Raw genomic sequence first — 26,535 nt, forward strand, 5'->3', positions numbered from 1 at the left:
CGTGGGGGAACCCCGCTCCCCTGTCCGCCTCGGAGGGCGGCGCGCTCAAGGCGCGGCTGCTGCGCCTGGGTTCCGACGACCGGGACGAGGAGGAGACCGAGGCGTTCGCGCCGGTCGCCCGTCCTGGCCGGGACGAGGACGGGGGCGGCGAGGACCCGAGGCCCGCCGGGGACCCGGAGACCTCCGGAAGGTCGGAGGCGTTCGGGGTGCCGGAGGCGTTCGAGGAGCGGCGGGCGCGCGAGAGGGATCCGGAACCCGGCGGCGTCTGGGACCGGGACGAGCCGGGCCGGGACGAGGACGGCTGGGACGACGAGGAGTTCGCCGCCGAGCCGCTGCCCGGCGCGGACACCGACGCTCCGGAATCCGACACGGAGGACGACGGGGACGGGGTCGAGGCTTCCGTTCCGACGCTGCGCCTGCCCCGGCGCTCGCGGGACGGGCACAACCCGATCAAGCGGGCCGCCGAGGAGGCCCCGGTGGTGCCCGGTGCGGCGTCACCCGCCGACGTCGAGCCGGAGCCGGAAGCGGAGCCGGAAGCGGAGCCGGTCGCGGTGGTCCCCGACCACCTGGCCGACGAGGGTTTCGAGCACGAGCCGCCCTTCGGCGACCCGGTGTCGGACGAGGCCGACGCCCCGCCGGTGGCCGCCGAGCCCGCGGCGGAGCCCGAGCCCCACGTGGAGCCCGATCCCCACGTGGAACCGGAACCGGAACCGGGAACCGGGGCCGTCACGGCCTTCGGGCCGGAGCCCGGACCGTTGGAGGAACCCGCGGAGTTCCGGCGGGAGTCCGCTCCCGTCGTGGCACCCGGACCGGAGCCCGCGGCTGGGTCAGAGGACGCGGTGACCGGGTCCGTCCCGGAGCCCACCCCCATGTCGGCGTTCCGGAGTACGCCGTCCGAGCCGGACCCTGAGCCCGAACCCGGACCGGCCACAGAACCCGAACCCGTGGCGGCGTACGTCCCCGTCGGCGCCCCGACGGCCGAGGAGCCCCGGGAGGCGCAGCCCTCCACAGCGGCCGCCGAAAGCCGCACGTCCGGGCACGGCACGGGGCACGGGGCACCGGCCGCCACCGCGTCCGACCGGGCGGACGACCCGGACACCGCGCACTGGGAGCCGCCCGAGGACGACTCGGGCGCCCACGCCCTCGCGGACTACGTACCGCCGGTGTGGACGCCGCCGGAGGACGACGCCTCCCCCTTCGCGGAGGAGCCGGAACCGGAACCGACACCCGTGCTGGACCACGACACCGGTCCCACGGTGCGGGCGGCGTTCCGGATCAGCGACGTGCCTCCGGAGGCGGCGCGCCCCTCGGACGAACCCGTGGAGCCCGCGCCGGGGTTGGAGGAGGCCCGGGCCCGCCACGAGGCCGACGAGGACCGGTTCCAGGAGGAGGACCCGCTCCAGGAACCGGAACCGCTCGGGGGGCCCGAGCCCTCCGTGCCCGACGCCGACCTCCCGCCCGAGGCGGAGGACCTGCCCCCGACCGTCCAGGAGGAGAGCGGGGACGGGCAGGCCCCCTCTTCCCCGGCGCACCCGGCCGAACCCGTGCCCGCGCCCGATGCCGGGCGTCCCGCGCCGGAGCGACGCGGGCCCCTCACACCGGTGGAGAAGCGCCCCATGGTGCTCAAGCCGCCGCGGCCGCCGATGCCGGACTTCGCGTCGGGTCCGCCCTCGCGGCGCGTGCGCAGCGAGCCGCTCCGCCCAGATGAATAGACACTGTGAATAGGCACCGTGAGTAGACACGGCGAGTAGGCAGGACGAGCAGACACACCCAGCAGACAAGCTGAGTGGACACACGACGGGGCTGTGCACGAGTTGTGCACAGCCCCGAAGTCGTTCTGGTGCCCCGTGGCCTCCGCGGCCTAGCCTGAAGACAAGGGGGCCCTCGGACGCCGCCGACACCGTGCTGCCCCGGACCCCGGCCCCGGACTCGCTGCCCTCGGACCCGCAGGCCCCGGACTCTCCGTGCTCCACCGGAGCGCGCCTGACGGCGGCGGATGTCGGCGGACGGCGCCTGACGGCGGCGGGCGGCAGCGGACCGCGCCTGACGGCGGCGAACCACGGCGGTCCTCCCCCTCCACCGCGGGCGTCCGCCGTCAGATGATCTGCTCGGTCGGCAGGATCGTGATCTCGGTCAGGTTGACGTGCCTCGGCACAGCCGCGACGAAGGAGACCGTCTCAGCGACGTCCTCGGACCGCAGTACGTCGATCTGCTCGATGAGGTCCGCCATGAGCTTCGAGGCGTCCGGGTCGGTGACGTGGTCGGGCAGCTCGGTGTCGACCATGCCGGGCTCGATGGTGCACACGCGGACCCGCTTGCGCCCGAGCTCCGTGCGCAGCAACCGCGACAGCTGGGTGACGTAGGCCTTGGTCGCCGAGTAGACCTGGAACTTCTCCAGGACCCGCACCGCGGCGATCGAGGAGGTCGTGATCAGGTCGGCGGGCCGTCCAGCCTCCGCCGCGGCCTCCAACGAGCCGACGAAGGCCTGGATGGTGTTCATGACGCCGACGACGTTGGTGTTGAGCTGGGTGTCCCAGTCGTCCACCGCCAGGTCGGTGATCTCCGCGATGAGCTGGACTCCCGCGTTGGCGAAGACCAGGTCGACGGGCCCGAGCTCGTCCTCGACCCGCCGGGCGGCGGCGAGAACGGCCGCGCGGTCCGTGACGTCGGTCGGCAGCGCCAGGGCCGTGCCGCCGTTCGCGCGAACACGGTCCCGGAGCGCTTCGAGCCGGTCGCCGCGGCGGGCGATCAGCGCGACCTTCGCTCCCAACTCGGCGAACCGGAGCGCGGTCGCCTCACCGATGCCGCTGGAGGCACCCGTGACGACGGCGACCCGTCCGGTGAGCGGCGTGCCGGAGACGACCTGTGCTGTGGGCAGAGTGTTCGGTGTGGTGTTCATGGACACCATGCTCAGGCCGGGGCGCCGGATGAGGGAGGCCGTGACGCGGCCCCCCTTGTCCGGCGCCCGGCTTCTAGACTCCACCCATGGCGAAGACGGATTTGGGCGAGTTCCTGCGCACCCGCCGCGCGAAGGTCACGCCGGACTCCCTCGGTCTCCCCTCGGGCGGCCACCGCCGGGTCCCGGGGCTGCGGCGTGAGGAGGTCGCCCAGGACGCCGGCCTCAGCATCGACTACTACCGGCGCCTCGAACAGGGGAAGGAGCCACACCCCTCGGAACCGGTGCTGGCGGCGCTGTCGGCGACCCTGCGGCTGAGCCAGGCCGAGGAGAGGCACCTGTACGCACTCGCCGGTGTGGCGCGGCGGCTGGACGAGGAGGCGACGGTACGCCCCGTCCCGACCGAACTGCTCACCCTTCTCGACTCCTGGCACGAGGCCGGGGCCATCGTGCTCGACCCCGTGCTCGACGTCATCGCCATGAACACCGAGGCACGCGACCTGTTCAGCGGGTTCGCCGACACCGCGAACCTGCTGGAGATGGTCATGCTCGACCCCGAGGGCCCGCGCTTCTTCGTCGAGTGGGAGGCGTCGGCGGAGGCCACCGTGGCGAACCTGCGCGCCAGTGCCGACTTCAGCCGCACACCGGCGAGACTCGCCGAACTCCTGGAGACGCTCCGACACGGCAGCCCCGCGTTCCCCGGCCTCTGGGCCAGACACGACGTACAGCCGAAGACCCACGAGACCAAACTGCTCCGCCACCCGGAACGGAGCCTGCTGACGGTGGACTTCCACGCCTTCAACGTCGCCAGCGCCCCCGGCTACCAGCTGCTCGTCTACCAGGAGCGCGGACGCGCGTCGTGACGGGGGCCTCTCCGGCCTTCAGTCCACTGCCGCGCACAGGGCCGTGGCCACGGCCGCGATGCCCTCTCCGCGGCCGGTGAGGCCCAGGCCGTCGGTCGTGGTCGCCGAGATGCTCACGGGCGCCCCCACGACCTCCGAGAGCGTCTTCTCCGCCTCCGCGCGGCGCGGCGCGAACTTGGGGCGGTTGCTGATGATCTGGACGGCCACGTTGCCGATCTCGAAACCGGCCGCGCGCACGCGCGCCGCGGTCTCGGTGAGCAGGGCGGCCCCGGAGGCGCCTTTCCAGCGCGGCTCCGAGGTGCCGAAGTTGGATCCCAGATCGCCCAGCCCGCAGGCGGACAACAGCGCGTCGCACGCCGCGTGGGCGGCGACATCGCCGTCGGAATGGCCGCTGACGCCGTCTTCTCCCGGCCATTCCAAACCGGCCAGGAAAAGGGTGCGCCCAGGAGAAAACGGGTGGACGTCCGTTCCGACGCCCACCCGAGGCATATTCGTCATCAATTACGTGTTTTCAGAACCAGGTCAGGTCGTGAGAACCTCGTCGAGGAGGGCCTCGGCCTTGTCCTCGTTGGTCTTTTCGGCGAGGGCGAGTTCGCTGACGAGGATCTGCCGCGCCTTGGCGAGCATCCGCTTCTCGCCGGCGGACAGGCCGCGCTCCTTGTCCCGGCGCCAGAGGTCCCGAACCACCTCGGCGACCTTGTTCACGTCACCCGAGGCCAGCTTCTCCAGGTTGGCCTTGTAGCGCCTGGACCAGTTGGTGGGCTCCTCGGTGTGCGGCGCGCGAAGCACCTCGAAGACCTTGTCCAGGCCCTCCTGCCCCACCACGTCGCGAACGCCGACGTCCTCGGCATTCGCGGCGGGCACGCGCACCGTCAGATCGCCCTTGTCGACCCTCAGAACGAGGTAGATTCTGTCCTCGCCCTTAATGTTGCGCGTCTCGATCGCTTCAATACGAGCAGCCCCATGATGGGGGTAGACAACAGTGTCGCCGACCTTGAAAGCCATGTGACAGGTACCCCTTCCGCTACCACAAGGATACCACGAATCTGTGACTTAACGTACCTATTAGGTTTGCGAACACGCAGGTCAAGCCCCACTTTTCAGGGCTTGACAAAGTGTACCCGAGGCCTGCTGCGTACCTGGTCAGACCCCGTACGGAAGGGCTTGCGGACGCCGTGCCCGCACCTTCACCAGGACTTGGGCACAGCGTTACGGACACGCCCGCGAAGCCTTCCGAGAGGGACCGGAGCGACGGATCTCACGATGCCGCGTCGACTGGCGCACGTCGTCCGAAAGGGGTGCCCGGCACCCCGCGGGAACGGCCGCCGCACGGCCCGTCTCCGGCCGCGGCGTGATCCCTTCCGACCGGCCAGCCCCCGCCTCCCGGCTCCCCGGCGCTCGTCCCTGCGGCACCGCGCGCTCTGCACGGCACCGCAGGGGGGCACAGCCGGAGGGGCGCCCGCGACGCGTTCGGTGAGGGGCCCTCGTCGGACTCAGCTCTCGGGGTCGTAGTCCTCGCGCTTCTCCCCCGTCACCATGTAGACGAGGTTGTCGGCGACGTGCACCGCGTGGTCACCGAAGCGTTCGTAGAACCGGCCGACCAGGGTGACGTCCATGGTCGCCTCCACCCCGTACTCCCACCCCGGGGCGAGGATGCGCTGCAACAGCTTGCGCCGCAGCCGGTCCATCGTGTCGTCGTCCTTGTCCAGCTCCAGGGCGGTGTCCGGGTCGCGGTCCATGATGACCTCGCCCGCCTTGGTGACCAGCAACTCCGCCTGGTGGCCCATCTCCAGCACGATCGACCGCACCGGCTTGGGGATCGCCGAGTCGGGGTGGCGCCGCCGCGCGACCTTGGCCAGGTGGACGGCGTGGTCGCCCATCCGCTCCAGGTCGCCGCGCATGTACAGCGAGGTGATGATGGTCCGCAGGTCGGAGGCGACCGGCTGCTGCCGGGCCATCAGGCTGAACGCGGTGTCCTCGATGTCCTGGTCGAGCCGGTTGATCTGCTCGTCACCGGAGATGACCTCCTGCGCCGCGTTGAGGTCACTGTCCAGCAGCGCCGTGGTCGCACGAGCGACGGCGTGCCGGGCGAGCCGCGTCATCTCGACGAGGCGTTCACTCAGGCTGTCAAGGTCCTCGTGGTAGGTATCGCGCATGGCGTCAATGCTCCCAGTGGTTGTTTGAAGAGTCGGCCAAGAATTGGTGAACGATGCAAGAACCTCGGTTGTGTCACATGCCCTGACCGGGTAAAGCCCCAGCCCGCACGTTTACGATCGAACCGTGCAAGGGGAACTTCTCGCCGCGGTGACCGGCATCATCGGACTCGTCACAGGCGTCGTCATCGGCGTCCTGGCCGGTCCTTTCTTCCGTACGGGTACCGCCGCACGGCAGCGGCAGGATCCGGAGCCGCAGAACCGCGAAGGCGGCGTGCTGCCGTCAGGCATAGCCGAGGTGCTCTCCGCGATCCCCTCCTCCGCCGTCGTACTGGACTCGGCCGACAGGGTCCTGCGCGCCTCGTCCGCCGCACGCGCCTTCGGCATCGTCCGGGGCGAGGAACTGGTCATAGGCGAGCTCCTCACCCTGGCCCGGCAGGTGCGGCGGGACGGCGTCATCCGGGAGACGGACATCGAGGTCGCCGTGCGCAAGTTCGGCCCCGACGCCACGTCCTTCGCCGTGCGGGTGGCCCCCCTCGGAGGGACCGGGCTGGTGCTGGTGCTGGCCGAGGACCAAACCGAGCACCGACGCCTGGAGGCAGTCCGCCGCGACTTCGTCGCGAACATCTCGCACGAGCTGAAGACTCCGGTGGGCGCTTTGTCCCTGTTGGCGGAAACCGTACAGGACGCCAGTGACGACCCGGAAGCGGTGCGTCGCTTCACCGAGCGCATGCAGATCGAGGCCTCCCGGCTGACCGCGGTGATCCAGGACCTCATCACGCTCTCGCGTATCCAGGGCGCCGAGCCGATGGCCGAACCCGCCCGGGTCGACCTCGGCCCCGTCGTGGAGGAGGCGCTGGACTCGGTGCGCATGCCCGCGGACGCCAAGGGGATCGAGCTGGTCGGCAGCGGCGCCGAGGGCGTCACGGTCATGGGCGACGGTGGGCTGCTGGGCACGGCCCTGCGCAACCTGGTCGCCAACGCCGTGGCCTACAGTCCCAAGAACACCCGGGTCGCCGTGTCCGTGGTGCTGTCCAGGTCGAGTGTGGACATCAGCGTCGCCGACCAGGGCATCGGGATCCCTCAACAGGATCTGGAAAGGATCTTCGAGCGGTTCTACCGTGTGGACGCCGCTCGGAGCCGGGCCACCGGAGGTACCGGTCTGGGCCTGGCGATCGTCAAGCACATCATGACCCACCACCGTGGAGAAGTGACCGTGTGGAGCAAGGAGGGGTCGGGGTCGACGTTCACTCTGCGTCTGCCCCGTTCCGAGAGCCGGGGGCCCGAGGCCGCCCGGAACACCGACCGTCAGGAGGCGGCACAGTGACGCGCGTACTCGTTGTCGAGGACGAGGAATCCTACAGCGACGCCCTGTCGTACATGCTGCGCAAGGAGGGCTTCGAGGTCGCCGTGGCGCCCACCGGGACCGTGGCGTTGGAGACCTTCGACCGTACCGGGGCCGACCTGGTGCTGCTTGACCTGATGCTGCCGGGGCTGTCGGGCACCGAGGTGTGCCGGACGCTGCGGCAGAAGTCCAACGTCCCCGTGATCATGCTCACCGCCAAGGACTCCGAGATCGACAAGGTCGTCGGTCTGGAACTGGGTGCCGACGACTACGTGACCAAGCCCTTCTCCTCACGCGAGCTCGTGGCCCGCATCCGCGCGGTGCTGCGCCGCCGCGGCGAGGACGAGGTCGTGCTGCCCGCCGCCCTGGAGGCCGGTCCCGTCCGGATGGACGTGGAGCGGCACGTGGTGACGGTGCGCGGCGACAACGTGCAGCTCCCCCTCAAGGAGTTCGAGCTGCTGGAGGTGCTCCTGCGCAACGCCGGACGGGTGCTCACCAGGATGCAGCTCATCGACCGCGTGTGGGGCGCCGACTACGTCGGCGACACCAAGACCCTCGACGTGCACGTCAAGAGGCTGCGCGCCAAGATCGAGGAGGACCCCGGCAGCCCGCGCTACATCGTGACCGTCCGCGGTCTGGGATACAAGTTCGAGCCGGTGACCGTCGACGTCTGAGGAGTACGGAATCTCTCCGGGGATTCCCCCTCCCGCGTCGTCTCCCGTGCCCCGGGCCGTGGCGGCGTCCACAGCCCGGGGCGGCGCCGTGCGCGGGGACCGGCCCGCACCAGGCCCTCTCAGGCCTCCAGGACGACCGTGAACGGCCCCTCGTTGGTGAGGGAGACCGACATCCTCGCGCCGAACACCCCCGTGGCCACCACGGCGCCGAGCGAGCGCAGATCCTCGACGACCGCGTCCACGAGGGGCTCGGCGACGGGACCGGGCGCGGCGGCCTGCCAGGTGGGGCGGCGGCCCTTGCGCGCGTCGCCGTAGAGCGTGAACTGGCTGACGACGAGCAGCGGCGCGCCGGTGTCGGAGCAGGACTGCTCGTCCTCCAGGATCCTCAGCGTCCACAGCTTCCTGGCGATCCTGGCCGCCTCGGCGGCGGTGTCGGTGTGGGTCACCCCCACCAGCGCCATCAGGCCCGGTTCGGTGATCCGTCCGACCACCTCGCCGTCCACCGTCACCGACGCGTGCGACACGCGCTGCACGACCGCGCGCATGGTGCCTCCCCTCGTGGTCCGCCGCGGCCTACCGCCGCTGGAACTGGTTGAGCGCCCGCAGCCGCCGGGCGTTGGTGATGATGCCGGTCAGCGTCACCACGAACGTGGTGATGGAGTCCGCGAAGTCCTCGATCCGCCACTCCCTGGGCCCCGTGTACCAGGCCAGGCCGTCACCGGTCAGCTCCTCGGGGGTCAGGTCGGTGAGCGCGGCCGAGGCCAGGATGTTGGCCCAGTGGTCGACGTCGTCGAAGATCACCGCGTAGGGCAGGTAGCGCGAGTACAGCTCCACCCGCTGCCCCGGGGGCGCGGTCGCCGAGCGCGGGCTCAGCAGGTAGTCGCGGAAGCCCACCGTGTGGGCGTACACCGAGCTGCCCAGGGCGGTCTTGGCGGGCATGTACTGCGCCCCCGCCGTGACGGCGGCGCCCGCGATGATGACGGCCAGCCCGGTGAACGCCGCGCTGGTGAAGACCGCCAGGACCCCGGTCAGGACCACGCCCGCGGCCGTCACCGCCATGCCGACGGCGCTCCAGCGGGTGCGCACCTTGCTGGGCGAGCGGGCGAACCACTTCAGCCGCACCATGTCCCGGTACAGCTCCTCGCGCACCCGGTCGATGCGCGCCGGGAAGTCGGCGGAGGTGCGGGGCGACCCCACTTGGGACAGGCGCACGGTCCGGCGCCCGCCGAAGAGCGCGTCCAGCAGCAGCCACTCGTAGGAGCGGAGGGTGTCCTCCGGCGGACCGTCCAGCCGCACCAGCCGCCAGTCGACGGACGTGAAGTGCTCGTGCGGCAGTTCCTCCAGGCGCACGTAGCCGCGCACCGCCAGGTCGACCACGGCGCCGGTGAGGTCGGTGATGTCCACGGTCTCGTTGACGAGCGTGCCGATCTGGCCGGGGTGCACGTCGTCCGGCGGGGCGAACCGCAGGCGCCCGTGCTCGCCCTCGGCCACCGGCGCGTGGTCCCCGGCCGAGGCCTCGTCGCGCAGCGCCCGCTCGTCGCGGCCCCGGACGCGGATCAGCACCACCAGGCCGCCCAGCAGCACCGCCAGCAGAAGCCCGAACACGCTGGCGGTGGCCGGGGTGACCGCGAACGCGGAGGCCAGCGACCAGCGGCGGGTGAGGATGGGCTCGCCCTCGGCGGTGCCGGGCGGGTAGTTGACGACGATGTCGAGCCGGTCGCTGGGCTCCATGTCGGCCTGGAGGAAGTGGGCCACGCCCGCGTCGGCTCCCATGTCGGAGGCCGTGCAGTACATGGCGCTGCGCGGCTCCCCGGCCAGGCAGGACAGCGCCCCGGGCGGCAGGGGCGCGGTGACGGTCACGTCGGTGGTCTCCACGGTGTGGCTGTAGGCGCCGACGGCCCGCCACTCCATCTGGACGCCCTGGGAGACCTCGCTCACGGTCCCGCTCACCCGGTAGGAGAGCACGACCCCGGAGGTGGCCTCGGTGGGGATCTCCACGGACAGGGACCCGTCGTCCCTGCTCACCCGGGCGTCCAGGGTGTCGCCGTCCAGGTCGGTGGCCCGCACACCGGTGACCTCGAACTTCCGGTCGTACTCGGTGTCGTAGATCATCGTCTCGGTCAGGGAGCGGGTGAAGGTGGCCGGGGCGCCGCCGGAGAAGGAGATGGTCTCCTCGCCGTGGAGGACGCCCGCGTGGTCGAGTTCGAGGCGGACGTCGTTGGTGATCACCGGGCCCGACCGGTCGCTGGCGGCCGCCATGGAGCCCCCCGGTACTGTGGGGACCGGTGCCGCTGCCGTCGCGGCGTGGGCCTCCCCACCCGGCCACGCGACGACAAGCGCCGTGACCAGTGAGGACAACACGAAGACGGCCGTCGCGACCGCGACGGCCGGGCGCCAGGAGCCAACCCACCACATGTCGCGAGAGCCTATCCGGTCCCCCGGTGCGCCGTTCCCCCCGGGCACGGCGGCCGACGTCGTGCGCCGGCGCCGCGAGGAGCTGCCGTGGTGAGCCGCGGACCCGTCAGGGGGCATGATTTCTGGCCCGAGGACCCCGGATTCCTCCAGCGGTTGGGGCTCGGGGTCTCGCTCACACTGGGCACCGGGGTCGCCGCGGTGGGGTTCACCGGTTTCCTGGCGATCTCGGCGGCCCTGCACCCCGAGGAGCCCGCGTGGTCGCACCCGGTGGCGTCCGCGGACCTCGCGACGGGCGGGGTGGCCGAGGTCTCACCGGCCGAGGAGCCGCTGACCGCCTCGGGGCAGGGCGACACGCTCGCCGACAACCCGCTGTACCGGATCGGCGAGCTGGGCGAGATCACCTGTGAGCTGCCCGAGCTGGACGAGAAGGACGCGGAGTCGGTGGAGGCGTTCGTCCACGAGATCGCCGACTGCCTGGACACGGCGTGGGGGGCCTACTTCGCCGATGCGGGGCTGGAGTTCACCTCCCCCAACCGCGTGTACTGGCACACCGCCGGGAACAGCCCGTGCGGCGCGTTCCCCAGCGAGGGCACGGCGGCCTTCTACTGCCAGGCCAACCAGGGCCTGTACCTGGGCGTGGAGGACATCGTGGCGGCCTCCGGCGGCAGCGACAAGCCCGAGGCGTACACGTTCCTGCTCAGCCACGAGTACGGGCACCACGTGCAGGGGCAGTCGCGCATCCTGGCGCAGTTCCACAGCGAGCGGGCGGGCGCCGACGAAGCGGAGGCCGACGAGCTGACCAGGCGCAACGAGCTCCAGGCCAACTGCCTGGGCGGGGTCTTCCTGGGCGCCTCGCGCGAGGACCTGGGCCTCGGCGGGTCCGAGCGGGAAAATATCCTCGACGACGTCGGGCTGCGCTCCGACTGGGGCGACGAGCACACCCACGGTTCGGCGGCCAACGGCCGCCTGTGGACGGCGCACGGCATGGACCGCAGGGATCCGGCCGCGTGCAACACGTGGAACGCTCCTGAGGAGCTGGTGCGGTGACGCGCTTCCGGGGGCACGGTCAGGCGCCGGGCGGGTCCGGCCCGGCCACGGTGACGACAGGGCGGGCGGACAGGGGTGTACGCAGGGTTCGGTAGGTCGCCGGCGTCCGCGGCTCGCCGCGCCGACCGCCGGGTGTTCGGTCTGGTGACCGCCCTCATGGTGGTGCTGCTCGCGCTGGCGCTGCTGTCGTGGACCACCGCCGGTGAGGACGGCCCCCCGCCCGGGGCCGCGTCGGACGGGGCCGTCCCCGAGGCGGACGCCGACTCCGACGACAAGCCCGGCCAGGCCCCCTCCGGCATGGCGGACGGGCAGGGACAGACGGGGCTGTCGGAGCGGTTCGGCCCCCGGGAGCGCCCGTCGGGGTACCAGGCCCTGGTCGCCAACCCGCTGTACGAGACCGGGCGGCTGAGCCCGCGCCCGTGTCCGGTGCCGGAGCTGGACGTGGAGGACCCGGAGTCGATGGAGGACTTCCTGCACACGGTCGCGGACTGCCTGGACGACGCCTGGCGGACCCAGTTCCTGCGCGCGGGCATTCCCTTCACCCCTCCGGAGCGGGTGTTCTGGGACGAACCCGGGATCAGCCCGTGCCGCGCCTACCCGTCGCGTGCGGGCGCGTTCTACTGCCGGGCGAGCACGAGCATCTACATCGGCACCGCGGACGTGGTGGACAAGTGGAACGGTGCCACGGACAGCGTGGTGTACGCGTCCCTGCTGGCCCACGAGTACGGCCACCACGTGCAGGGGGAGTCGGGGCTGCTGGAGTACTACCACGGGCAGCGCCAACTGGAGGACGACGTGCTGGAGCGCAACGCGTGGACGCGCCGCGGCGAGCTCCAGGCGAACTGCCTGGCGGGCGTGTTCATGGGGTCGGTCCAGGTGAGCTACCCCATGGACGAGGGGGACGTGGAGACGCTGCTGGACGACGCCGCCGCCACCGCCGACCGCGAGGACGGCGAGGAGGAGGACCGCACGCACGGGTCGGTGGGGAACAGCGTGGCGTGGACCCGGTCCGGTCTGGAGGAGCAGAGGCCGGGGGCGTGCAACACCTGGGACGTGGCGGACGAGTCGCTGGTGCACTAGGTGGCTCCTCCGCGGAGGGTGTACCGCGCCCTCCGCGGAGGAGTCACCGGTCCGGCTCGGCCGCCGCCGGTCCGCCGCGAAGGCCCTACCTGGACTCGACCCGTCCGAGCGGGTCGGGGCCGCTCGTCAGCGCGTCGCACGCCGCCTGCCAGGCGGGGTCACCGGGGTGGAACTCGTTGCGGAGGTAGGCCCAGGTGAGCCGCTGGACCGCGGACACCCGCTCGGGGCTCTCGTCCGTGGTCTCGGCCACGTCGTACCCGGAGACCCCGCCGAGCCCGTGCTCCGCGCCGAACAGGGTGAACAGGGTCTTGGGGCCCGGGGCGAGGAGGTACGGGTCGGCGTGCCACTCCGGACCCCGGACCGTCAGGTGGGCGGAGACGTCCTTCTCCCCGGCGACCACGAGGGCGGGCGTCGTCATCGTGGAGAAGTCCGTGGTCGAGAGGAAGGGGTAGGCGCGGGCCGTGGACTCGGTGAGGGCGTCACCGCCCCTGCCGGTCGTGGCGAGCAGCACGCCCGCCGTGATCCGGGGCTCGGACAGGTCCACCTCCGTCCCGTCGTGCGGGTCGGTGAGCCGGGCGCCCAACAGCAGGCTCGCGGTGTGCCCGCCCATCGAGTGCCCGGCCACGGCGACCCTGCTCCGGTCCAGGCGCCCGGAGAGCCGCGGGACGGCGGCCTCGATCTCGTCGAGCCGGTCCAGGACGCGCTTCATGTCCTCGGCCCGCGACCGCCAGTACAGCGGCGCCTCAGGGGTGTCGGGGTCCAGGTTCAGCGTCCTCGAACTCAGGTGGGTGGGCTGGATCACGGCGAAGCCGTGCGCCGCCCAGAAGTCGGCGAGGGGGGCGTAGCCGTTCAGCGAGGAGAGGTGGTGGGAGTGGCCATGGCCGTGTGAGAGGAGGACGACCGGCAGTTCGCCTCCGGTCACGGGCGCGGAGACCCGCACCTCCAGGTCCACGGCGCGGTCGGGCGTCGGCAGCACCACCGGGCTGACCGAGAGGACGGGGGCGGGAGGGCTGACAGCGTCGGCCGTGTGCGTCGGTGCGCTGCTCATGGTGCGTTTTCCCTTCGATGGCCCTCCGCCGCCGGTCTCGTCGGGCCGGCGGCGGGCAGGGCGGGCAGAAGTGTCCCGTCGCAGCTAGACTGCAAGCGGAGCACTGTTCCTCTTAATATACGGAGCAGTGTTCCGTTTTGCAAAGTCCGCCGGAAGGAGAGCGTGTATGCCCAGCACAGGCCAGTCGGGGGAGGTACCGGCCCGAGGCAGGCGGGCCGACGCGCTGCGCAACCAGCAGAAGCTGCTCACCGCCGCCGCCGCGGTGTTCGTCACCTCCGGCGTCGACGCGCCGATCCGTGAGATCGCGGCCCGGGCGGGCGTCGGGATGGGGACGATCTACCGCCACTTCCCGACGCGGGCGGACCTGGTCGTCGCCGTCTACCGCCACCAGGTCGAGGCCTGCGCCGAGGCGGGTCCGAGGCTGCTGGCCGAGGCCGAGTCCCCGTTCACCGCGCTCCGCGAGTGGGTCGACCTCTTCGTCGACTTCCTGGTCACGAAGCACGGACTGGCCAGTGCGATGCAGTCGGACAGCGGCGGTTTCGAGGCTCTGCACGCCTACTTCCTCGACCGCCTGGTGCCCGTCTGCACGCGGTTGCTCGACGCCGCGGTCGAGGCCGACGAGATCAGGCCCGGCACGCGGGCCTACGAGCTGATGCGCGGCATCGGCAACCTCTGCGTCGGAAGCGACCCCCGCTACGACCCCCGCCGACTGGTCGAGCTGCTCCTGCGGGGACTACGGCTGTCGCAACCCTCCTGAGGTCGGCGGACAGCCCGTGGGCGGGTGTGCCCGGGGGCGGGTCGCACGTGGGTGCGCCCGTGGGTGGGGCTCCCGTACACGCCGCGTCCTCGTGGGCGGCGCTCCCCCGTGTGCGGCGCCTCCCCGTACACCGCTCTCCGTGTGCGGTCCCCCTACCCGGACGGGGGCCGTACGCGGAGTTCCCCCGGCGTTGTCCACAGGTTCGAAGTACCGCTGTCGCCCGGATACGGAGCGTGGCAGGATGCTTGATATGTCGGACCTCGCAGAACCCCTCAGCCCCTACGAGCCCGAACCGACCGCCCCCGCTCCCCGCTCCCCCGGGGCCTCCCCCGACGACGCCTCTCCACCGCCCGTCCCGACCGGACCTGGCTCCCCCGTGTGCGAGCGGGTCGAGCTGCGCGTGCACGGCGTCAGCGGCGGCCAGGCCGAGGAACTGCTGGACGTGGAACCCGCGATGCGCGTGGGCGGCGACCGGCTGGCGGGGTTCTTCCGCTGGCGCCGCGAGTCCGACACCGAGACCGTCCCGGGTGTGCGCCGGGAGATCTTCGCCTGGGGCAACCTCACCTCCGGGCGCTCCTCCCGGGCGTTCTGGCTGCTGCTGCTGCCGTTCATGCTCGTCAACGTGGCGTACTGGATGCGGCCCGGGCGGATGGACCGCGACCCCACGGGGGCACGGCGGCTGGCCAACAACGCCTACGGCGCGGGCGTGCGGCTGCTGGCGCTGTCCCTGACCGTGCTCATCACCCTGGCCGCGGCGGGGATCGGCATGGACCTGGTGGCCTGGCAGTGCGCCTCCGGGCAGGGTGAGGAGTGCGTCCGGGCCCGCCCCTGGCTGGCCTTCCTGGGCTCGCCCTCGTCGGTGCTGTCCGCGCCGGGTCCGGCCCTGCTGGTGGGCGCGGTGCTGCCGGTGGCGCTGATCGTGGTGCTGTGGCTGCTGTCGCGGCGCACGGCGGCCGACTACGAGGTCGTGGAAAGTCCGATACCGCCCCGCCCCAGCGCGGCCGCCCCGTTGAGCCACAAGGGCTTCTGGCGCAACAGCGAGACCATGGCCCGGCTGCGCTCGGCGCACATCTCGGCGGCTTTGGGCACGGTGACCGCCCTGCTGGTCGTACCGGCGCTGCGGCACGACCTGGATCCAACGTCGGCGGGACCACCCGACGGACCGGGGCCGTGGATGGTCGGCGCCCTCCTGTCGGCCCTGCTGGCGGCGGTGGTCACGTTGAGCACCCTGAGCGTGCTGGTCCCGGGCACCGACCCGCGCTGGAACGCCCGGGCCGACCTGGTCTGCCGCCTGCTGCGCGACGCCACCCTGGTCCTGGGGCTGGCGGTGGCCGCGTACGCGCTCTGGCCCCGCCCGGAGTGGACGGCCTCGGGGCGGCTGCCCGGCAACGGGGCGATCCTCAACACGCTGTTCGCGGCCCAAGCGGCCCTGGTCCTGGTGATGCTGGCGGCGGCGCTGTTCCTGTTCGCCTCCGACCGCTCCCACGGCGGCGCGGCGATGCGCGGCCTGGCGGGCCCGGCCACGGCGGCCCTGGGCGCCCTGCTCGGCGGCGGCTTCTCGGCCGCGCTCGTCTACCAGGGGTCGCTGGCGCTGAGCGGCTGCGGCACCCTGGCCACCCCCGAGGTGGACTGTCTGCCGCTGTCGGTGCCGGCCGCCTACTCCTGGCTCCAGCTGGCGTTCGCGTTGGAGGCGGCCATCGCGCTGGTCGTGGTGGGGGTACTCGCCCTGCGGCTGCGCCGCGACACCCGGTCGCACCTGGAGGGGGTCACCGAGGACTACGCGCGCAGCGTGCGCGACCGCCGAACCTGGGACATCGCCCACGCGCGGGCGGCGGGCCGGATGACGGAGGCGCTGCCGTGGGTACTGGCGGCCTTCCTGCTCCCGGTGGCGGCGCTGGCCGTGCTCGTGCTGTACTCCACACTGTCGGGGCACCTGGCGGCTGGGGCGGCCTCGGCGACGACGGCCGTGTCGGCTGCGTCCTCCGTCCCCGGAGAGGTGCGGGGGCTGGCCCAGGGGACGGTGTCGGGGCTGATCGGCGTCGGCTCCCTGCTGGGCGGCGCCGCCTTGGTGGCGCTGGCGTGGATCGGACGCAGCGCCTACCGCGACCGGCCCACGCGGCAGGCCGTCGGCTCGGTGTGGGACGTGGGCACGTTCTGGCCCCGGGCGGCCCACCCGCTGGCGCCGCCCTCCTACGCGGAACGGGCCGTGCCCCAGCTGTGCGCCCGGGTGGCCCTGTTGTGCAGAGAGGACACGGACGTGGTGCTCTCGGGGCACTCGCAGGGCTCGGTGCTGGCGGCGGCCACCGTCTGGCAGCTGCCCACCGACTGCCTGGGCCGGATCGCGCTCATCACACACGGCTCACCGCTGGACCGCCTGTACGCCCGCTACTTCCCGGCCTACTTCGGGCCGGGGCCGTTCGCGGACCTGCGGGAGCGGGTGACGGACTGGCGCAACCTGTGGCGGGTCACCGACGCGATCGCCGGACCGGTGCGGACGCTCGACTCCTCCGGCGGTCCCCAGACCGCACGCGTCGTGGAGCGGGCCGAACCGCTGCCGGACCCGCGCTCCTACGACGCCCTGCCCGGCGAGGCCAGACGCCCGGAGATCCTGGGCCACTCCTACTACACGGGCGACCCCGCCTACTCCGCGGAGCTGCGGCGGGTGCTGGACGCCATGGAGGCGCAGGCGCGACGTGAGGCCTCCGCCGGGAGCGCGGGTTCCGAGGCCTCCGCGAAGAGCGCGGGATGAGATCGCGGGAGGCCTACCAGGGGCCGTAGGGGCCGTTGTTGTTGCCACCCACGCCCTTGACGGCCGGGCGCACGTCCAGCAGGAAGATGAGGGTGGCGACCAGGCCGAGGATGACGAACATCCCGCTGCCGGAGAACACGGCCAGCAGGGAGAGGCCCGAGGCGACACCGGTGAGGATGACCCACAGCTTCTTGGTCTGCTTGTCCATCAGCTCGAAGGCCGCGGCCGGCGTGCGGATCGCCTCGATCAGCGCGTACAGACTCGCCACGAAGGTGACCAGGTAGATGACCTGCCAGATCAGTCCGAACAAAACGCACACTCCCGACGACGTTCCGAGCGGGGAGTCCGCCCGCTCTCCACCGTAAACGGATGGGACGCGTTGATCGTGCCCGCGGAGGCCCGTGTCACACACGCGCCGGGGCGGCGGTCGGCGGCGGCCGTGGGACGCGGGGACGTGCGACCGGCGACCGCGCGGGTCACAGCGGGATGTGCCAGAGGCAGGTGACCGCGGCCAGCAGGAAGGCGGAACCGCCCATGATGAAGGCGCCCGCGTGGTAGGGCAGCTCGTTGTCGGGGTGCAGGAGGCGGTTGACTCGCCGCATCACGCCGGGCTCGGCATCGGGCACGGCCGCCATCGCCCCGGCGGGCACCGGGGCCGGTCCGGCGGCGCCGAAGCGCAGCAGCGCCATGGCCAGCTCGCGCGGGGAGCTCTTGCGCCTGGCCTGATCGTCGGCGCACATCTCGATGAGCAGCGCGACGCTCTCGTAGTAGGTGCGGACCAGGCGGAACCGAGGGAAGGCGCGCTTGAGCGATGAGAACGGCAGCAGCACGAGGTCGTGGCGCTGGCGCAGGTGGGCGTGCTCGTGGGCCAGGACGGCGGCCAGCTCGCGGTTGTCGAGGACCGCCAGGGCCCCGGCGCTGATGACCACCTGCGAGCGCAGCACGCCCGGAAGGCAGTACGCGGCGGCCGCCGGGTGGTCGAGCACACGGGCGCCGGGCACGTCGGGGTGCTCGCTGGCGATGAGTTCGAGGAGGTCGTGGTGGCGGCGGCGGACGCGGACCACGTGCACGAAGGAGGAGACCAGGCCGTAGAAGAGCACCAGGGTCAGCACGACGGCCAGGACCACGGCCGCGATGTGGCTGACACCCTCAAGCCCCTGGGAGAGCTCGGCGAGCAGCAGTTCGCCGGTCACGATGTCCTTGGCCAGGGCCATGGAGCCCCCGGCCGCGCCGAGCTGGTAGGAGGAGAGCCCGAAGGCCAGCAGCGCGCCGATGGTGGACACACCCCAGGCGAGACCGAGCGCCTGCCACGTGATCACGGCCGTGTAGGGCCCCCGCGAGGGCCACTTGGCCCGGTGGAGGCCTTCCATCGCGATGAGACAGCAGACCGCGACGAGGGTGAGAAGGGCGGCACTGACCATACGGACTAGTTCCTTGGCTGCTCGGTTTCCGCGAGTGCGCGCCGAAGCGCTTCAGCCTGCTCGCCGTCCATGGACTGGACGAAGGCGGCCAGGGCGGCGTCGCGGTCCCCGGTCTGTCCGAGCGCGTCGAACATCAACTCGGAGACGTATGCCTCACGGCTGGCTGCCGGACGGTAACGCCACGCACGACCCTCACGTGCCCGGGTGACGACCTTCTTCTTGGCGAGCCTGTCGAGCACGGTCATGACGGTCGTGTGCGCCAGGTCGCGCTCGGCCAGAGCCTTGCCGACCTCACGAACCGTCATTGGTTCGTTCCGTGACCACAGTACATCCATCACCGCGCGCTCAAGTTCGCCAAGCCGATTCATACCTGTGATTCTACTTGGGGTCGTACTACCCGTTGTCGTAGGGGCCCATGCTTCTGTGCGACCTGGGAAAACACCACGTAAAGCGATGCCTCTGTGCGACCGATAGTACGACCTGAGACGCCAGCGCGAAAGTGACTCGCGGGATACAGTCCCCACACACGAAGACGCCCCCGGGGCGGCGCTCCAACGCCACCCCGGGGGCTGGTCCACCACCTGAACCCCTCAGGAGATGAACGTGACCACCACCCTACCGAGCCGCGTCCAGGCCGCCGTCCAGGTCGCCCAGGACATCCAGGCCATCGACGGCCGCGAGCTGCTGGCGGACCCGGCCACCACGTCCGACCCGGCCGTGGTCCGGATGCGCGACCGCCTCCAGCGCCGACGCCAGCGAGCCACCCTCCGGCACCAGCACCGCGCCGCCCGACGCCGAGAGCGCGCCGCCGACCACGATGCCGAGACCGCCGACCGAGGCCGCCGCGCCCTCCGCGCCCGCCAGCTCGCCACCAGCCCGGCCCGGCGGGCGGCGGCCCTCCAGCACCTCCAGACCACGGTCATCCTCGTGGCCCTGCCGGTGATCGTGCTCCTGGGCTCCGCGTCCACGGCCGGGGTGCACGCCTTCATGGTCACCTACGCCGCGGCCTCAGCGGCGGTCGCCTGGGCAGTGGAGCCCGGCATCATCACGCTCGTCTCCGGCATCATCATCACCCGCGCCCTGATGCGCCGCTACGGGGCGCCCGTCCCCCCGGCGCTCGCCTGGATCGAACGCGGCGCCCTGGCGGCCTCGGTGGTGATGTGCCTCCTCGGCTCCGGCCCCGGCGCCATCGTCGCCCCCATCGGCGCGGCCGTCGTCGCCCTGGCCGTAGAGCGCATCACGGACGGCATCGCAGCGGCAGACCTCGGCGGCACGGAGGAGACGGTGCTCCTCGATGAGGGCCAGGGCGACCGCCCCGATGAGGACCACGCCCCGCCCGCGCGCACGCGCGCCCCGTTCCCCCCGGCGTGGGTGACGGTGGACGCGCGGAAGCAGGTGCGCGTCGGTGGCGAGCGCGCGGAAGGCCTCCTCACGCCGGGCACGCGCACACTGCTGCCGGTCCGGTGCGCGCCACGCGCCCAGGTCCAGGACGCGCACGCGCGCGGGGACGCGGCCGTGGCGGCGTTGCGCGGGTGGGACGCGGACAGCGCGCGTGCGCGCATCACTCCCGCGCGTCCTGCCGTCCCCACGCCGCCCCGTGCGCGCGCACCGCGCGTACAGGATGACCAGCCCACCCCGGCCCCGGCGCGCACGGACGCGCACGCAGACGCGCACCAGGAGCAGCAGGACGCGCGCCCCGGGCCGGTGGATGCGTGGATCACCGAGCAGGCCGCGCGCGGAATGCGCGACTTCGAGCAGCTCCTGGACCGCGGGGACGACGACGGCCAGGGCGACGCGCGTCCCGAGCCGAAGCCGGAGCCGCCCGCGCCCACGGGTGCGGTGCGCGCGGCCAAGACGCGCGGGGAGAAGGCACGCGCGCGCATCCTGGAGCACCTGGACGCGCACCCGAAGGCGACCGCCGAGGAGATCGGTGGGGAGGTGGGGTTGTCCGCGTCCCAGGTCCGTCGGCACCTGCGCATCCTCGCGGGCAAGTAGGGGCCTTCGTCCTTCCCCACCATCATCCGGCCGGGGTAGAGTGTCCCTCGGATGAATGCGAAGAAGGCCCCGCCGGGAGACCGGTCGGGGCCTTCTTGCTTCGGTCTACGCCTGGTCGCGGCGGGCGACGGCGAGCAAGGCCTGCCACTCGCGCGCGTCGGCGAACGTGATGTGGCCCAGCTCGCGGTGCTGGGTGTCCCGGACGGCCGCGCCCGCGGGCAGGTCGGCGACCTCCACGCAGTTGTCGCCACGGCCGCTGTAGCTGGACTTGCGGAAGCTCAAGGTGGATGAATGCATGGGCGTCCTTGCTAGATGAGTGATTCCAGGTAGCGCACCGACGCCTCGGGAGACTCCGCTGCGCTACAGATGTGACTGAAGATGCTGACGTAAGCCTGGATTGCCTCCGGCTCCTCCAGGTAGAGATCCTCGGTCGCAGTCTCTATGTACACCAGAGGCAGGTCAGCGGGGTCGGGGAAGTCCAAGAGCATGAACGCCCCCTCCATGGCGGCGTGGCTGCCCTGGGCATCGCGGAGGACCTGGATGTCGACGGTCGGTCGCTCGGCCATGGTGATCAGGTGCCTGATCTGGGCGGCCATCACCTCGGGTCCGCCAACGCGCTTGCGCAGGGCGGCCTCGTCCACCACGGCCCACACCCGGGGAGGGTCGTCCGACGCGAGGATCTCCTGGCGGCGAAGTCGCCCCTGGACCTTCCGGTCGATGTCCTCGTCGCTGAGCACCCGGCTTCCGCGCAGGACCGCGGCGGCGTAGTCCGGGGTCTGGAACAGGCCGGGGACGAGCAGGGCTTCGAAGGTGCGGATCATGGACGCGCCGGACTCGAAGTCGGCCAGGCCGCCGCGAAGGACGTCCTTGAAGTCGACCCACCAGCCGCGCACACGGGACTCACGGGCGAGAGACATGAGCGCCTCCCGCATATCGTCGGGCAGCTCGTAGACCTCGGCCAGATCGCGCATGTCGCGCGGAGACGGCAACTTCCACTCGTTGCGTTCCATGCGCGAGAGCTTGCCGGATGCCCAGCCCAGCTCGCGGTTGACGCCGTCGATGGTCTTCCCACGCTCTTCGCGCAGACGTCGCAGCACGGCGGAGAGCCGTCTCCGTCGCGCGCTCGGGCTGTATCTGCTGTCGGCCACCCTGTGTCACCTCCTGGCCAGCTTGATCATAGGGCCACGCACGGGATTCAGACATATCACCCACATGTGATTCGCATCTTGTGAAAAGCATCGCACGTATCGCATGATGGGTCCACGCATTCATCCGAGCCGCCCTCATCCAGCGGCACCCGATAACGGAGGTACGCCATGCGCTACCTGACCGAAGAACGCTGGCGCCGACCGCGCCGCGCCGCCCGAATCCGAGGCTTCCTCGTCGGCCGCCACCGTCGCGGCCCCAGCCTCGACGTCCTGTACCGCGTACTCGCCGGACTCCAGCGGCTGGAGGTGGCATGAGCCTGGTCTGCGACCTTCACAAGCTGCCCACCCGTGACGCCCTCGGCCGATGGGCCCGCGACCACGGCACCCGAGTGGCCTACCTCGGACCGTCCCTCGAAGGCCACGCCGTGTACGGCGCGATCGACGGACCCTTCGTGCGGCTGGTCGTGGACACCACCCGTCCCGACCCGCACCCCCACCCCCTGTCCTGGGAGAGCCCGCTTGAACACCTGGAGGAGGTCATGGCGCCCCTCGATGAGGAGCTGGAGGAGCTGATCGCGGGCCAGTGGACCCTCACCCTGGAGCGCACCCGAGACGGCCGGAGCACGGAGGTCGTGGCCTACCGGCCGCTGGGGTGGACCGGACCTGGCGACCCCCACGAGCGGATCGCCGCTCCCACCCGCGAGCAGATGCGCACCGCGCTGATGCGCCGACAGACCCAGGAGACACCGTGACAGACGACGACATGACCCCCACAGAGCGCGAGATCCTCGCCCTGAAGGGCGCCGCCGAGCAGGCCGGGCTGAACCCGGTGGTCGAGCTGCCGGAGAACGGCCCCCCGCATTCCGTGGACCTGCGCATCGTCCGCGACGGCCAGGTGGTCGCGGCCATCCGGGTGAGCATCGAGGCGGGGTCGTGGCGGTACGAGATCCCCGCGCGTCCTGGCGGGCGTCGGCTGTACTCCTGGCGCACCCGCCACCTGGCGAGCCTCGGCGAGGTCACCCCGGACACGTTTCGGATGCTGGACCACTACTTCGCTGGGGTTCCCGGGACCGGCCGGGAGCCTGTGCCTGCCCCGCCCGTGGTGCGCGAGGACACCCCGGGGTGGATGCGGCACGGCTACTGGCAGAAGCGTCTCGGCAAGCCGATCGGCGGCGGTGTCCGATGAGCCCCGTGCGCCCGGGGAGGTCGAACCCGGGCGCACGGACCCCTACATGTGCCCTCGGGCGCGGAGGGGCACGAGGAGGGCGTCCCTGACCCGACGCCAGTCGACGTCATCGAGGGTGCGGTGGCCGAGGTCCTCGCGGACAGCGGCGATGCTCCGGAGGTCGAAGGGGTCGGTGAGGGCCTGGTCCCCGTCGCGGTGGTCGTGGACGAGTCCGGCCGCGTACCTGCGGACGGCGTCCGCGCTGGTGATCGCGGCGGACCGCGCGGCCTCGTGCCACCTCGCGTCGTGCGGGAGCCACGCGGCGAAGACCTCGGTGGGGGTCGGCATTTCGTTTCTCATAATCGCAAGCTAGCAGAAAGGAAAGCGCAATGGGAAAGCTTTTGGAAATGGTGTTTTCGCAGCTTAGGCCGCAGGCGAAAAGCTGCCCCTCGTGCGGCACGAGCAACCCGAGCAGTGCCGACTACTGCCGCTCGTGCGGTAACGCGTTGAGCCCCGGCGGCGACCCCTGGCCGCGTAAGTAGCTCAGACCCCCGTGCGCCCGGAGTTCCGTCCCGGGCGCACGGGATCCAGACGGCCGCCCTCACAGGGGGAGGGCGGCTTACCTGGCCCGATGCGGGCCGGACACCCGGGGCCACTAGCAGGGGGCTGGTGGCCTCTCTTCTACCCTCAGTCCGTCACAACCTGTGGCGGACCTGCACATATCCGCACACAGCACAGCAAGATCCGGGGGGATCATGATCACCACGTACCGGCTCGGCACTCTCAGTGTCGACGTCAGCCCGACCCAGGACCGCACGATCCGAGCGGCCCGCGGGCTGGGCCCGGACGAGCCGCTACTGGAGGCGCTCCGCACCGAGGCGTGGGAGGCGCTCACTACGGCCGGGGACGAGTCTGAGCACTGGGGGCGTGTGCGGGTGAGCTGATCGCGGGGAAGGAGCCCCTGCTGCCCGTGAGGGCGGTGGGGGTTTTCGCATGTCGGGGGTCTTCCCACCATCATCTCATCACAAGATGATAACGGAGTCTGGGTTTTCGACCCACGCAACCACATCCATGGGTTATGTTTTGGGGGTCGGAAACAACCGGGAAGGGGCCACGATGAACACCACCACCGCCGCCAAGCAGGCCGGAATCACCCGCGGCACCCTCTACACCTGGCTCCGCATGGGCGCCGTCAAGGCCACCAAGCGCGCCGGCCGGTGGGTCATCGACCCCGTCTCCCTCCGACGCCGCATCACCCTCGGGGCCAAGCCCGCCCCCCAGACCACGAAGAAGGTGACCATGAAGGCGACCGACATCGACATCAGCGTCGAAGAGGGCAATCTGTTCCTGACCGCCCCCTACAACCCCGCTGCGAACGGCAGCTACAAGGACCTCGGCGCCCGGTGGGACGCCGGTCGTAAGGCGTGGCGGTTCGCGGCCCGCGACATCGAGCTGGTCCGCGCCGCCGTCCAGAAGCACTTCGGCTACGACGACCGCCCCGTCGAGGTCGTGGACGTGCGCATCAACGCCGCCGAGTGCTTCGACGAGGACAACCAGGCGTGGGTCTTCGGTGGCCGCCGCATCGTCCACCGCCCCGGCCGCGACGAGGACGTGCGCCTGGGCAAGGACGTCCTCCTCCTGGAGGGCCGCTTCCCCGGCTCCGGTGGCAGCGTGCGCTACCCGCGCATCGACACCGACGAGGTGGTCCTGGAGGTGCGCGACGTGCCCGCCACCCACGCCGACCTTAAGGAAGACGGCGTCACCATCATCGAGACCCCGGCCCCCGCCGAGGACACCGCCGAGCGGGCCGCCCTGGAGGCCGAGCGCGCCCAGCTGCTCGCCCGCCTCGCCGAGATCGACGCCCAGCTCGCCCAGTAGACCACCACCCAACCCCGGGGCCCGTCCACGCCGGGCGGCCCCACAACCCCCTCGAAGGAGAACAGCATGTTCCACATCGGCGGATTCGACGGCGGCAGCCCGACCCGACTGCTCGCACGCCACCTCGGCAACTGGCGGCCCCGCATCGACGGCCCCACCTACGCGGACCTGGTCGTGTACCCGGTCAGGGACTACGAGCGCAACGCGGACCGGTGGTACGACGTGTACTACACCCACCAGACGGTGCAGGCCGAGACCGACATCGCGGGCGACGCTTTGGACCCGGTGGTCAACAAGAAGATCGCCAAGGCCGCGACCCTGCCCGCCCCGCCCCGCATCCCCTGGGAGCAGCGGCTGGCCGACGCCCCCGAGCCGACCGTGGACCACCTGACCGAAGAGCAGATCCGGATCTGGTTCGGCGACCGGGACAAGGCTCTGGAGTCGGCGCGCACCCGGCAGGAGATCGCGATCCGGGAGGACAGGACGGCGGAGACCTGGGACTGGGAGGCGGCGGCCGAGATCTACCGGCCGATCCTGGACGCCATCGAGCCGCGCAAGCTCACCGCGGCCCAGCGGGTACACGTGGCCCGCGTCCGGGTGCTGGAGGCCGAGAACGAGCTGGCGTCGGCGCGCGCGTCGCTGGAGGCCCTGGAGGCCAACGCCGCCCGCCCCGCGGCCAAGGCCTGACCCCTGTACGCGACGGTGCCCCCGCCTCAGTCCGCGAGGCGGGGGCACCCCCCATCAGCATAGACACGCACGTGGAGGACACGATGACCCGCATCATGGTCAGAGACGCAGACGGCACCGTTCAGGGCTGGTTCGACCAGGAATCGGCTACCCGCTTCGAGGGCGTCCGCGAGTTCGACGGCGACAACATGGCGTGCGTCCACCTCAAGGACGGCACCCGCCACCAGCACCTGTACCGCACCAAGGGCGGCCGGTGGGTGCGCCTCACCCAGTCGCAGTGGCGGGGCGAAGAACCCATCTGGGAGTACGTCACCGACGAAGAGGCCCGTGAGTGGCTGATCATCAACGGCGACGACAACGCGGTCGAGCAGTACTGGGGGCCGGTGGAGGAGGAGCGCGCCCCCGGCGGCCGCCCCTCCACCGGCGACCCGGTCAAGGTGAACCTGCCCCCCGAGCACATCGGCCGCCTGGACGTGCTGGCCGAGGAGCGGGGCACCTCGCGCGCAGAGCTGATCCGCGCGGCGGTGGCCTCCTACCTGCTCGACGCGGGGGTTTCCCAGAGCGGCTGACGGCGGGGCGCCCGGTGCGGTACGGTCCTCGTACCGGGCGCCCCCAGGGGCAGCAGATGGGCGGGTAGTTCATCGCCTGGTTCCCCGCCTCGTGCGGGGGTGGCCCTTGTGCGTGTTTGTTTTGAGGGCAAGGCTCCGCGCAGGCGGAGGTGGTCCCATAGGTGGTGACGGCTCAGGTCGTGTACGCCGAAGCCCCGCGCACGCGGGGATGGGCCGGTCGTGGTCGTTGACGAGGCACAAGCCCCGCGCACGCGGGGGTGACCCTGATGTGGGTAGCAGAGTAGTGACTAGCGTCGAGTGCTCCCGGCGCACGCGGGGATGGTCCTTCCAGGACACAGCAAAGAACGCCCCGCCTCTCCCGGACTGGGAGGGGCGGGGCGTTCCGTGTGTGCGGAGGCCTACCGGCCGAGGCGGCGCTGCACCCAGGCCGCCACAGCGGTGAGCGCAGCAGTCCCCGCGGCCGCGGCCAGCGTCGGCCAGTCGATGACCTCACCGGGGACGACCACGTCGGCGACGACGGCGGCGACCGCCACCAGGATGGCGGCCAGGGCGCCCTGTGCGGCGGTGCGCCACCCGCGCGAGCGCGCGTCCTGGCGGGTCTCGGCGGCGCTGCCCGGGGTCGGGGAAGAAGCGGCGTGCGTCATG

At 71.9% G+C, this 26,535-nt stretch carries 31 protein-coding genes; 17 read left to right on the forward strand and 14 right to left on the reverse strand.

All coding sequences use genetic code 11. The features are described 5' to 3' along the window. The coding region (locus ACSIH6_RS08920) for a DUF2637 domain-containing protein (protein ID WP_435107752.1) at positions 1-1,712 on the forward strand (1,712 nt) is incomplete at its 5' end. A gap of 383 nt (positions 1,713-2,095) precedes the next feature. On the opposite strand, the gene ACSIH6_RS08925 is transcribed toward ACSIH6_RS08920, so the two are convergent. Further along, positions 2,096-2,899 (reverse strand): SDR family oxidoreductase, encoded by an 804-nt coding sequence (locus ACSIH6_RS08925; protein ID WP_435107753.1) that lies wholly within the window; start codon positions 2,897-2,899, stop codon positions 2,096-2,098. Positions 2,900-2,985: 86 nt separating this feature from the next. Between ACSIH6_RS08925 and ACSIH6_RS08930 the strand changes: the two genes are divergently transcribed. After that, on the forward strand, positions 2,986-3,759 hold the full coding sequence (locus ACSIH6_RS08930; RefSeq protein ID WP_435107754.1) for a helix-turn-helix transcriptional regulator: 774 nt from the start codon (positions 2,986-2,988) through the stop codon (positions 3,757-3,759). A gap of 18 nt (positions 3,760-3,777) precedes the next feature. Here ACSIH6_RS08930 and ispF read toward each other — a convergent pair whose 3' ends face one another. The 3 genes from ispF to phoU form a co-directional block, all read right to left on the reverse strand. Next, a complete protein-coding gene (gene ispF, locus ACSIH6_RS08935) occupies positions 3,778-4,248 on the reverse strand; it encodes a 2-C-methyl-D-erythritol 2,4-cyclodiphosphate synthase (RefSeq protein ID WP_082768648.1) in 471 nt (156 codons plus the stop codon). A gap of 33 nt (positions 4,249-4,281) precedes the next feature. After that, on the reverse strand, positions 4,282-4,764 hold the full coding sequence (locus ACSIH6_RS08940) for a CarD family transcriptional regulator (protein ID WP_013155315.1): 483 nt from the start codon (positions 4,762-4,764) through the stop codon (positions 4,282-4,284). Between the two features lie 488 nt (positions 4,765-5,252). Further along, entirely contained in the window at positions 5,253-5,915 is a 663-nt protein-coding gene (gene phoU, locus ACSIH6_RS08945) for a phosphate signaling complex protein PhoU (RefSeq protein WP_017563721.1), read from the reverse strand. A 124-nt stretch (positions 5,916-6,039) separates the two neighbouring features. Here phoU and ACSIH6_RS08950 point away from each other — a divergent pair, with 124 nt between their 5' ends. Further along, entirely contained in the window at positions 6,040-7,239 is a 1,200-nt protein-coding gene (locus ACSIH6_RS08950) for a sensor histidine kinase (protein WP_435107755.1), read from the forward strand. Beyond that, on the forward strand, positions 7,236-7,931 hold the full coding sequence (locus ACSIH6_RS08955) for a response regulator (protein WP_013155318.1): 696 nt from the start codon (positions 7,236-7,238) through the stop codon (positions 7,929-7,931). The genes ACSIH6_RS08950 and ACSIH6_RS08955 overlap by 4 nt, the downstream gene beginning before the upstream one ends. A 119-nt stretch (positions 7,932-8,050) precedes the next feature. On the opposite strand, the gene dtd is transcribed toward ACSIH6_RS08955, so the two are convergent. Together dtd and ACSIH6_RS08965 are read right to left on the reverse strand one after the other, a co-directional pair. Further along, entirely contained in the window at positions 8,051-8,476 is a 426-nt protein-coding gene (gene dtd, locus ACSIH6_RS08960; protein WP_435107756.1) for a D-aminoacyl-tRNA deacylase, read from the reverse strand. Positions 8,477-8,504: 28 nt separating this feature from the next. Further along, on the reverse strand, positions 8,505-10,346 hold the full coding sequence (locus ACSIH6_RS08965) for a DUF2207 domain-containing protein (RefSeq protein ID WP_435107757.1): 1,842 nt from the start codon (positions 10,344-10,346) through the stop codon (positions 8,505-8,507). Positions 10,347-10,499: 153 nt separating this feature from the next. On the opposite strand from ACSIH6_RS08965, the gene ACSIH6_RS08970 reads away from it, so the two are divergent. Together ACSIH6_RS08970 and ACSIH6_RS08975 are read left to right on the forward strand one after the other, a co-directional pair. Further along, positions 10,500-11,393: a neutral zinc metallopeptidase gene (locus ACSIH6_RS08970; RefSeq protein WP_435107897.1), complete on the forward strand. Its 894-nt coding sequence runs from the start codon at positions 10,500-10,502 to the stop codon at positions 11,391-11,393. 75 nt (positions 11,394-11,468) lie between these two features. Next, positions 11,469-12,473, forward strand: a complete 1,005-nt coding sequence (locus ACSIH6_RS08975; RefSeq protein ID WP_435107758.1) for a neutral zinc metallopeptidase — start codon at positions 11,469-11,471, stop codon at positions 12,471-12,473. Between the two features lie 85 nt (positions 12,474-12,558). Here ACSIH6_RS08975 and ACSIH6_RS08980 read toward each other — a convergent pair whose 3' ends face one another. After that, a complete protein-coding gene (locus tag ACSIH6_RS08980) occupies positions 12,559-13,521 on the reverse strand; it encodes an alpha/beta hydrolase family protein (protein ID WP_435107759.1) in 963 nt (320 codons plus the stop codon). Positions 13,522-13,687: 166 nt separating this feature from the next. Between ACSIH6_RS08980 and ACSIH6_RS08985 the strand changes: the two genes are divergently transcribed. Then, positions 13,688-14,278, forward strand: a complete 591-nt coding sequence (locus ACSIH6_RS08985; protein ID WP_435107760.1) for a TetR/AcrR family transcriptional regulator — start codon at positions 13,688-13,690, stop codon at positions 14,276-14,278. A 250-nt stretch (positions 14,279-14,528) separates the two neighbouring features. Then, a complete protein-coding gene (locus ACSIH6_RS08990; RefSeq protein WP_435107761.1) occupies positions 14,529-17,027 on the forward strand; it encodes a hypothetical protein in 2,499 nt (832 codons plus the stop codon). Positions 17,028-17,040: 13 nt separating this feature from the next. On the opposite strand, the gene ACSIH6_RS08995 is transcribed toward ACSIH6_RS08990, so the two are convergent. From ACSIH6_RS08995 to ACSIH6_RS09005, 3 genes are all read right to left on the reverse strand, one after another. Continuing rightward, positions 17,041-17,337: a DUF2516 family protein gene (locus ACSIH6_RS08995; RefSeq protein ID WP_435107762.1), complete on the reverse strand. Its 297-nt coding sequence runs from the start codon at positions 17,335-17,337 to the stop codon at positions 17,041-17,043. A 166-nt stretch (positions 17,338-17,503) separates the two neighbouring features. Then, positions 17,504-18,448 (reverse strand): M56 family metallopeptidase, encoded by a 945-nt coding sequence (locus ACSIH6_RS09000; RefSeq protein WP_435107763.1) that lies wholly within the window; start codon positions 18,446-18,448, stop codon positions 17,504-17,506. A gap of 5 nt (positions 18,449-18,453) precedes the next feature. Beyond that, positions 18,454-18,816 carry a BlaI/MecI/CopY family transcriptional regulator gene (locus ACSIH6_RS09005; RefSeq protein WP_013155328.1) on the reverse strand — a complete coding sequence of 121 codons (363 nt, stop codon included), beginning with the start codon at positions 18,814-18,816 and terminating at the stop codon, positions 18,454-18,456. Between the two features lie 235 nt (positions 18,817-19,051). Here ACSIH6_RS09005 and ACSIH6_RS09010 point away from each other — a divergent pair, with 235 nt between their 5' ends. Next, positions 19,052-20,443, forward strand: a complete 1,392-nt coding sequence (locus ACSIH6_RS09010; RefSeq protein ID WP_435107764.1) for a winged helix-turn-helix domain-containing protein — start codon at positions 19,052-19,054, stop codon at positions 20,441-20,443. Positions 20,444-20,548: 105 nt separating this feature from the next. Here the strand turns inward: ACSIH6_RS09010 and ACSIH6_RS09015 are convergent, their stop codons facing one another. Next, positions 20,549-20,740, reverse strand: coding sequence for a DUF397 domain-containing protein (locus tag ACSIH6_RS09015; protein WP_435107765.1), 192 nt, complete (start codon positions 20,738-20,740; stop codon positions 20,549-20,551). Between the two features lie 11 nt (positions 20,741-20,751). Further along, a complete protein-coding gene (locus tag ACSIH6_RS09020) occupies positions 20,752-21,591 on the reverse strand; it encodes a helix-turn-helix domain-containing protein (protein WP_435107766.1) in 840 nt (279 codons plus the stop codon). 168 nt (positions 21,592-21,759) lie between these two features. Here ACSIH6_RS09020 and ACSIH6_RS09025 point away from each other — a divergent pair, with 168 nt between their 5' ends. From ACSIH6_RS09025 to ACSIH6_RS09035, 3 genes are read left to right on the forward strand one after another with little or no spacing between them, the layout of a single operon-like run. Then, complete coding sequence (locus tag ACSIH6_RS09025) at positions 21,760-21,906, forward strand: hypothetical protein (RefSeq protein WP_435107767.1); 147 nt, start codon at positions 21,760-21,762, stop codon at positions 21,904-21,906. Next, positions 21,903-22,343 (forward strand): hypothetical protein, encoded by a 441-nt coding sequence (locus ACSIH6_RS09030; RefSeq protein WP_435107768.1) that lies wholly within the window; start codon positions 21,903-21,905, stop codon positions 22,341-22,343. Before ACSIH6_RS09025 ends, ACSIH6_RS09030 begins: the two co-directional genes overlap by 4 nt. Then, positions 22,340-22,777, forward strand: coding sequence for a hypothetical protein (locus ACSIH6_RS09035; protein ID WP_435107769.1), 438 nt, complete (start codon positions 22,340-22,342; stop codon positions 22,775-22,777). Before ACSIH6_RS09030 ends, ACSIH6_RS09035 begins: the two co-directional genes overlap by 4 nt. Positions 22,778-22,819: 42 nt before the next feature. Here the strand turns inward: ACSIH6_RS09035 and ACSIH6_RS09040 are convergent, their stop codons facing one another. Then, positions 22,820-23,116 (reverse strand): hypothetical protein, encoded by a 297-nt coding sequence (locus tag ACSIH6_RS09040; protein ID WP_435107770.1) that lies wholly within the window; start codon positions 23,114-23,116, stop codon positions 22,820-22,822. A 47-nt stretch (positions 23,117-23,163) separates the two neighbouring features. Here ACSIH6_RS09040 and ACSIH6_RS09045 point away from each other — a divergent pair, with 47 nt between their 5' ends. The 5 genes from ACSIH6_RS09045 (at position 23,164) to ACSIH6_RS09065 (ending at position 25,890) form a co-directional block, all read left to right on the forward strand. Continuing rightward, a complete protein-coding gene (locus tag ACSIH6_RS09045; RefSeq protein ID WP_435107898.1) occupies positions 23,164-23,298 on the forward strand; it encodes a DUF7577 domain-containing protein in 135 nt (44 codons plus the stop codon). 213 nt (positions 23,299-23,511) lie between these two features. Further along, on the forward strand, positions 23,512-23,700 hold the full coding sequence (locus tag ACSIH6_RS09050) for a hypothetical protein (RefSeq protein ID WP_435107771.1): 189 nt from the start codon (positions 23,512-23,514) through the stop codon (positions 23,698-23,700). 172 nt (positions 23,701-23,872) lie between these two features. Beyond that, entirely contained in the window at positions 23,873-24,634 is a 762-nt protein-coding gene (locus ACSIH6_RS09055) for a helix-turn-helix domain-containing protein (protein ID WP_435107773.1), read from the forward strand. A gap of 66 nt (positions 24,635-24,700) precedes the next feature. Further along, positions 24,701-25,321, forward strand: a complete 621-nt coding sequence (locus ACSIH6_RS09060; protein ID WP_435107775.1) for a hypothetical protein — start codon at positions 24,701-24,703, stop codon at positions 25,319-25,321. Positions 25,322-25,404: 83 nt separating this feature from the next. Beyond that, positions 25,405-25,890 carry a ribbon-helix-helix domain-containing protein gene (locus ACSIH6_RS09065; RefSeq protein WP_435107777.1) on the forward strand — a complete coding sequence of 162 codons (486 nt, stop codon included), beginning with the start codon at positions 25,405-25,407 and terminating at the stop codon, positions 25,888-25,890. Between the two features lie 398 nt (positions 25,891-26,288). On the opposite strand, the gene ACSIH6_RS09070 is transcribed toward ACSIH6_RS09065, so the two are convergent. Continuing rightward, positions 26,289-26,534, reverse strand: a complete 246-nt coding sequence (locus tag ACSIH6_RS09070; RefSeq protein WP_435107778.1) for a hypothetical protein — start codon at positions 26,532-26,534, stop codon at positions 26,289-26,291. Position 26,535: the final 1 nt, after the last annotated feature.

It is taken from the genome of Nocardiopsis synnemataformans, from assembly GCF_965343085.1.
GTDB lineage: Bacteria > Actinomycetota > Actinomycetes > Streptosporangiales > Streptosporangiaceae > Nocardiopsis > Nocardiopsis alborubida.

Bases quoted from the DNA above. Each gene is read 5' to 3' on its own strand.
- ACSIH6_RS09065 (WP_435107777.1), top strand. From the start codon at position 25,405: ATGACCCGCATCATGGTCAGAGACGCAGACGGCACCGTTCAGGGCTGG.
- ACSIH6_RS08965 (WP_435107757.1), bottom strand. From the start codon at position 10,346: ATGTGGTGGGTTGGCTCCTGGCGCCCGGCCGTCGCGGTCGCGACGGCC.
- ACSIH6_RS08925 (WP_435107753.1), bottom strand. From the start codon at position 2,899: ATGAACACCACACCGAACACTCTGCCCACAGCACAGGTCGTCTCCGGC.
- ACSIH6_RS09045 (WP_435107898.1), top strand. From the start codon at position 23,164: ATGGTGTTTTCGCAGCTTAGGCCGCAGGCGAAAAGCTGCCCCTCGTGC.
- ACSIH6_RS09015 (WP_435107765.1), bottom strand. From the start codon at position 20,740: ATGCATTCATCCACCTTGAGCTTCCGCAAGTCCAGCTACAGCGGCCGT.
- ACSIH6_RS09060 (WP_435107775.1), top strand. From the start codon at position 24,701: ATGTTCCACATCGGCGGATTCGACGGCGGCAGCCCGACCCGACTGCTC.
- ACSIH6_RS09040 (WP_435107770.1), bottom strand. From the start codon at position 23,116: ATGAGAAACGAAATGCCGACCCCCACCGAGGTCTTCGCCGCGTGGCTC.
- ACSIH6_RS09070 (WP_435107778.1), bottom strand. From the start codon at position 26,534: ATGACGCACGCCGCTTCTTCCCCGACCCCGGGCAGCGCCGCCGAGACC.
- ACSIH6_RS08980 (WP_435107759.1), bottom strand. From the start codon at position 13,521: ATGAGCAGCGCACCGACGCACACGGCCGACGCTGTCAGCCCTCCCGCC.
- ACSIH6_RS08940 (WP_013155315.1), bottom strand. From the start codon at position 4,764: ATGGCTTTCAAGGTCGGCGACACTGTTGTCTACCCCCATCATGGGGCT.
- ACSIH6_RS09050 (WP_435107771.1), top strand. From the start codon at position 23,512: ATGATCACCACGTACCGGCTCGGCACTCTCAGTGTCGACGTCAGCCCG.
- ACSIH6_RS09030 (WP_435107768.1), top strand. From the start codon at position 21,903: ATGAGCCTGGTCTGCGACCTTCACAAGCTGCCCACCCGTGACGCCCTC.
- ACSIH6_RS08985 (WP_435107760.1), top strand. From the start codon at position 13,688: ATGCCCAGCACAGGCCAGTCGGGGGAGGTACCGGCCCGAGGCAGGCGG.
- ACSIH6_RS09025 (WP_435107767.1), top strand. From the start codon at position 21,760: ATGCGCTACCTGACCGAAGAACGCTGGCGCCGACCGCGCCGCGCCGCC.
- ACSIH6_RS08930 (WP_435107754.1), top strand. From the start codon at position 2,986: ATGGCGAAGACGGATTTGGGCGAGTTCCTGCGCACCCGCCGCGCGAAG.
- ACSIH6_RS09000 (WP_435107763.1), bottom strand. From the start codon at position 18,448: ATGGTCAGTGCCGCCCTTCTCACCCTCGTCGCGGTCTGCTGTCTCATC.
- dtd (WP_435107756.1), bottom strand. From the start codon at position 8,476: ATGCGCGCGGTCGTGCAGCGCGTGTCGCACGCGTCGGTGACGGTGGAC.
- ACSIH6_RS09055 (WP_435107773.1), top strand. From the start codon at position 23,873: ATGAACACCACCACCGCCGCCAAGCAGGCCGGAATCACCCGCGGCACC.
- phoU (WP_017563721.1), bottom strand. From the start codon at position 5,915: ATGCGCGATACCTACCACGAGGACCTTGACAGCCTGAGTGAACGCCTC.
- ispF (WP_082768648.1), bottom strand. From the start codon at position 4,248: ATGCCTCGGGTGGGCGTCGGAACGGACGTCCACCCGTTTTCTCCTGGG.
- ACSIH6_RS08990 (WP_435107761.1), top strand. From the start codon at position 14,529: ATGTCGGACCTCGCAGAACCCCTCAGCCCCTACGAGCCCGAACCGACC.
- ACSIH6_RS09005 (WP_013155328.1), bottom strand. From the start codon at position 18,816: ATGAATCGGCTTGGCGAACTTGAGCGCGCGGTGATGGATGTACTGTGG.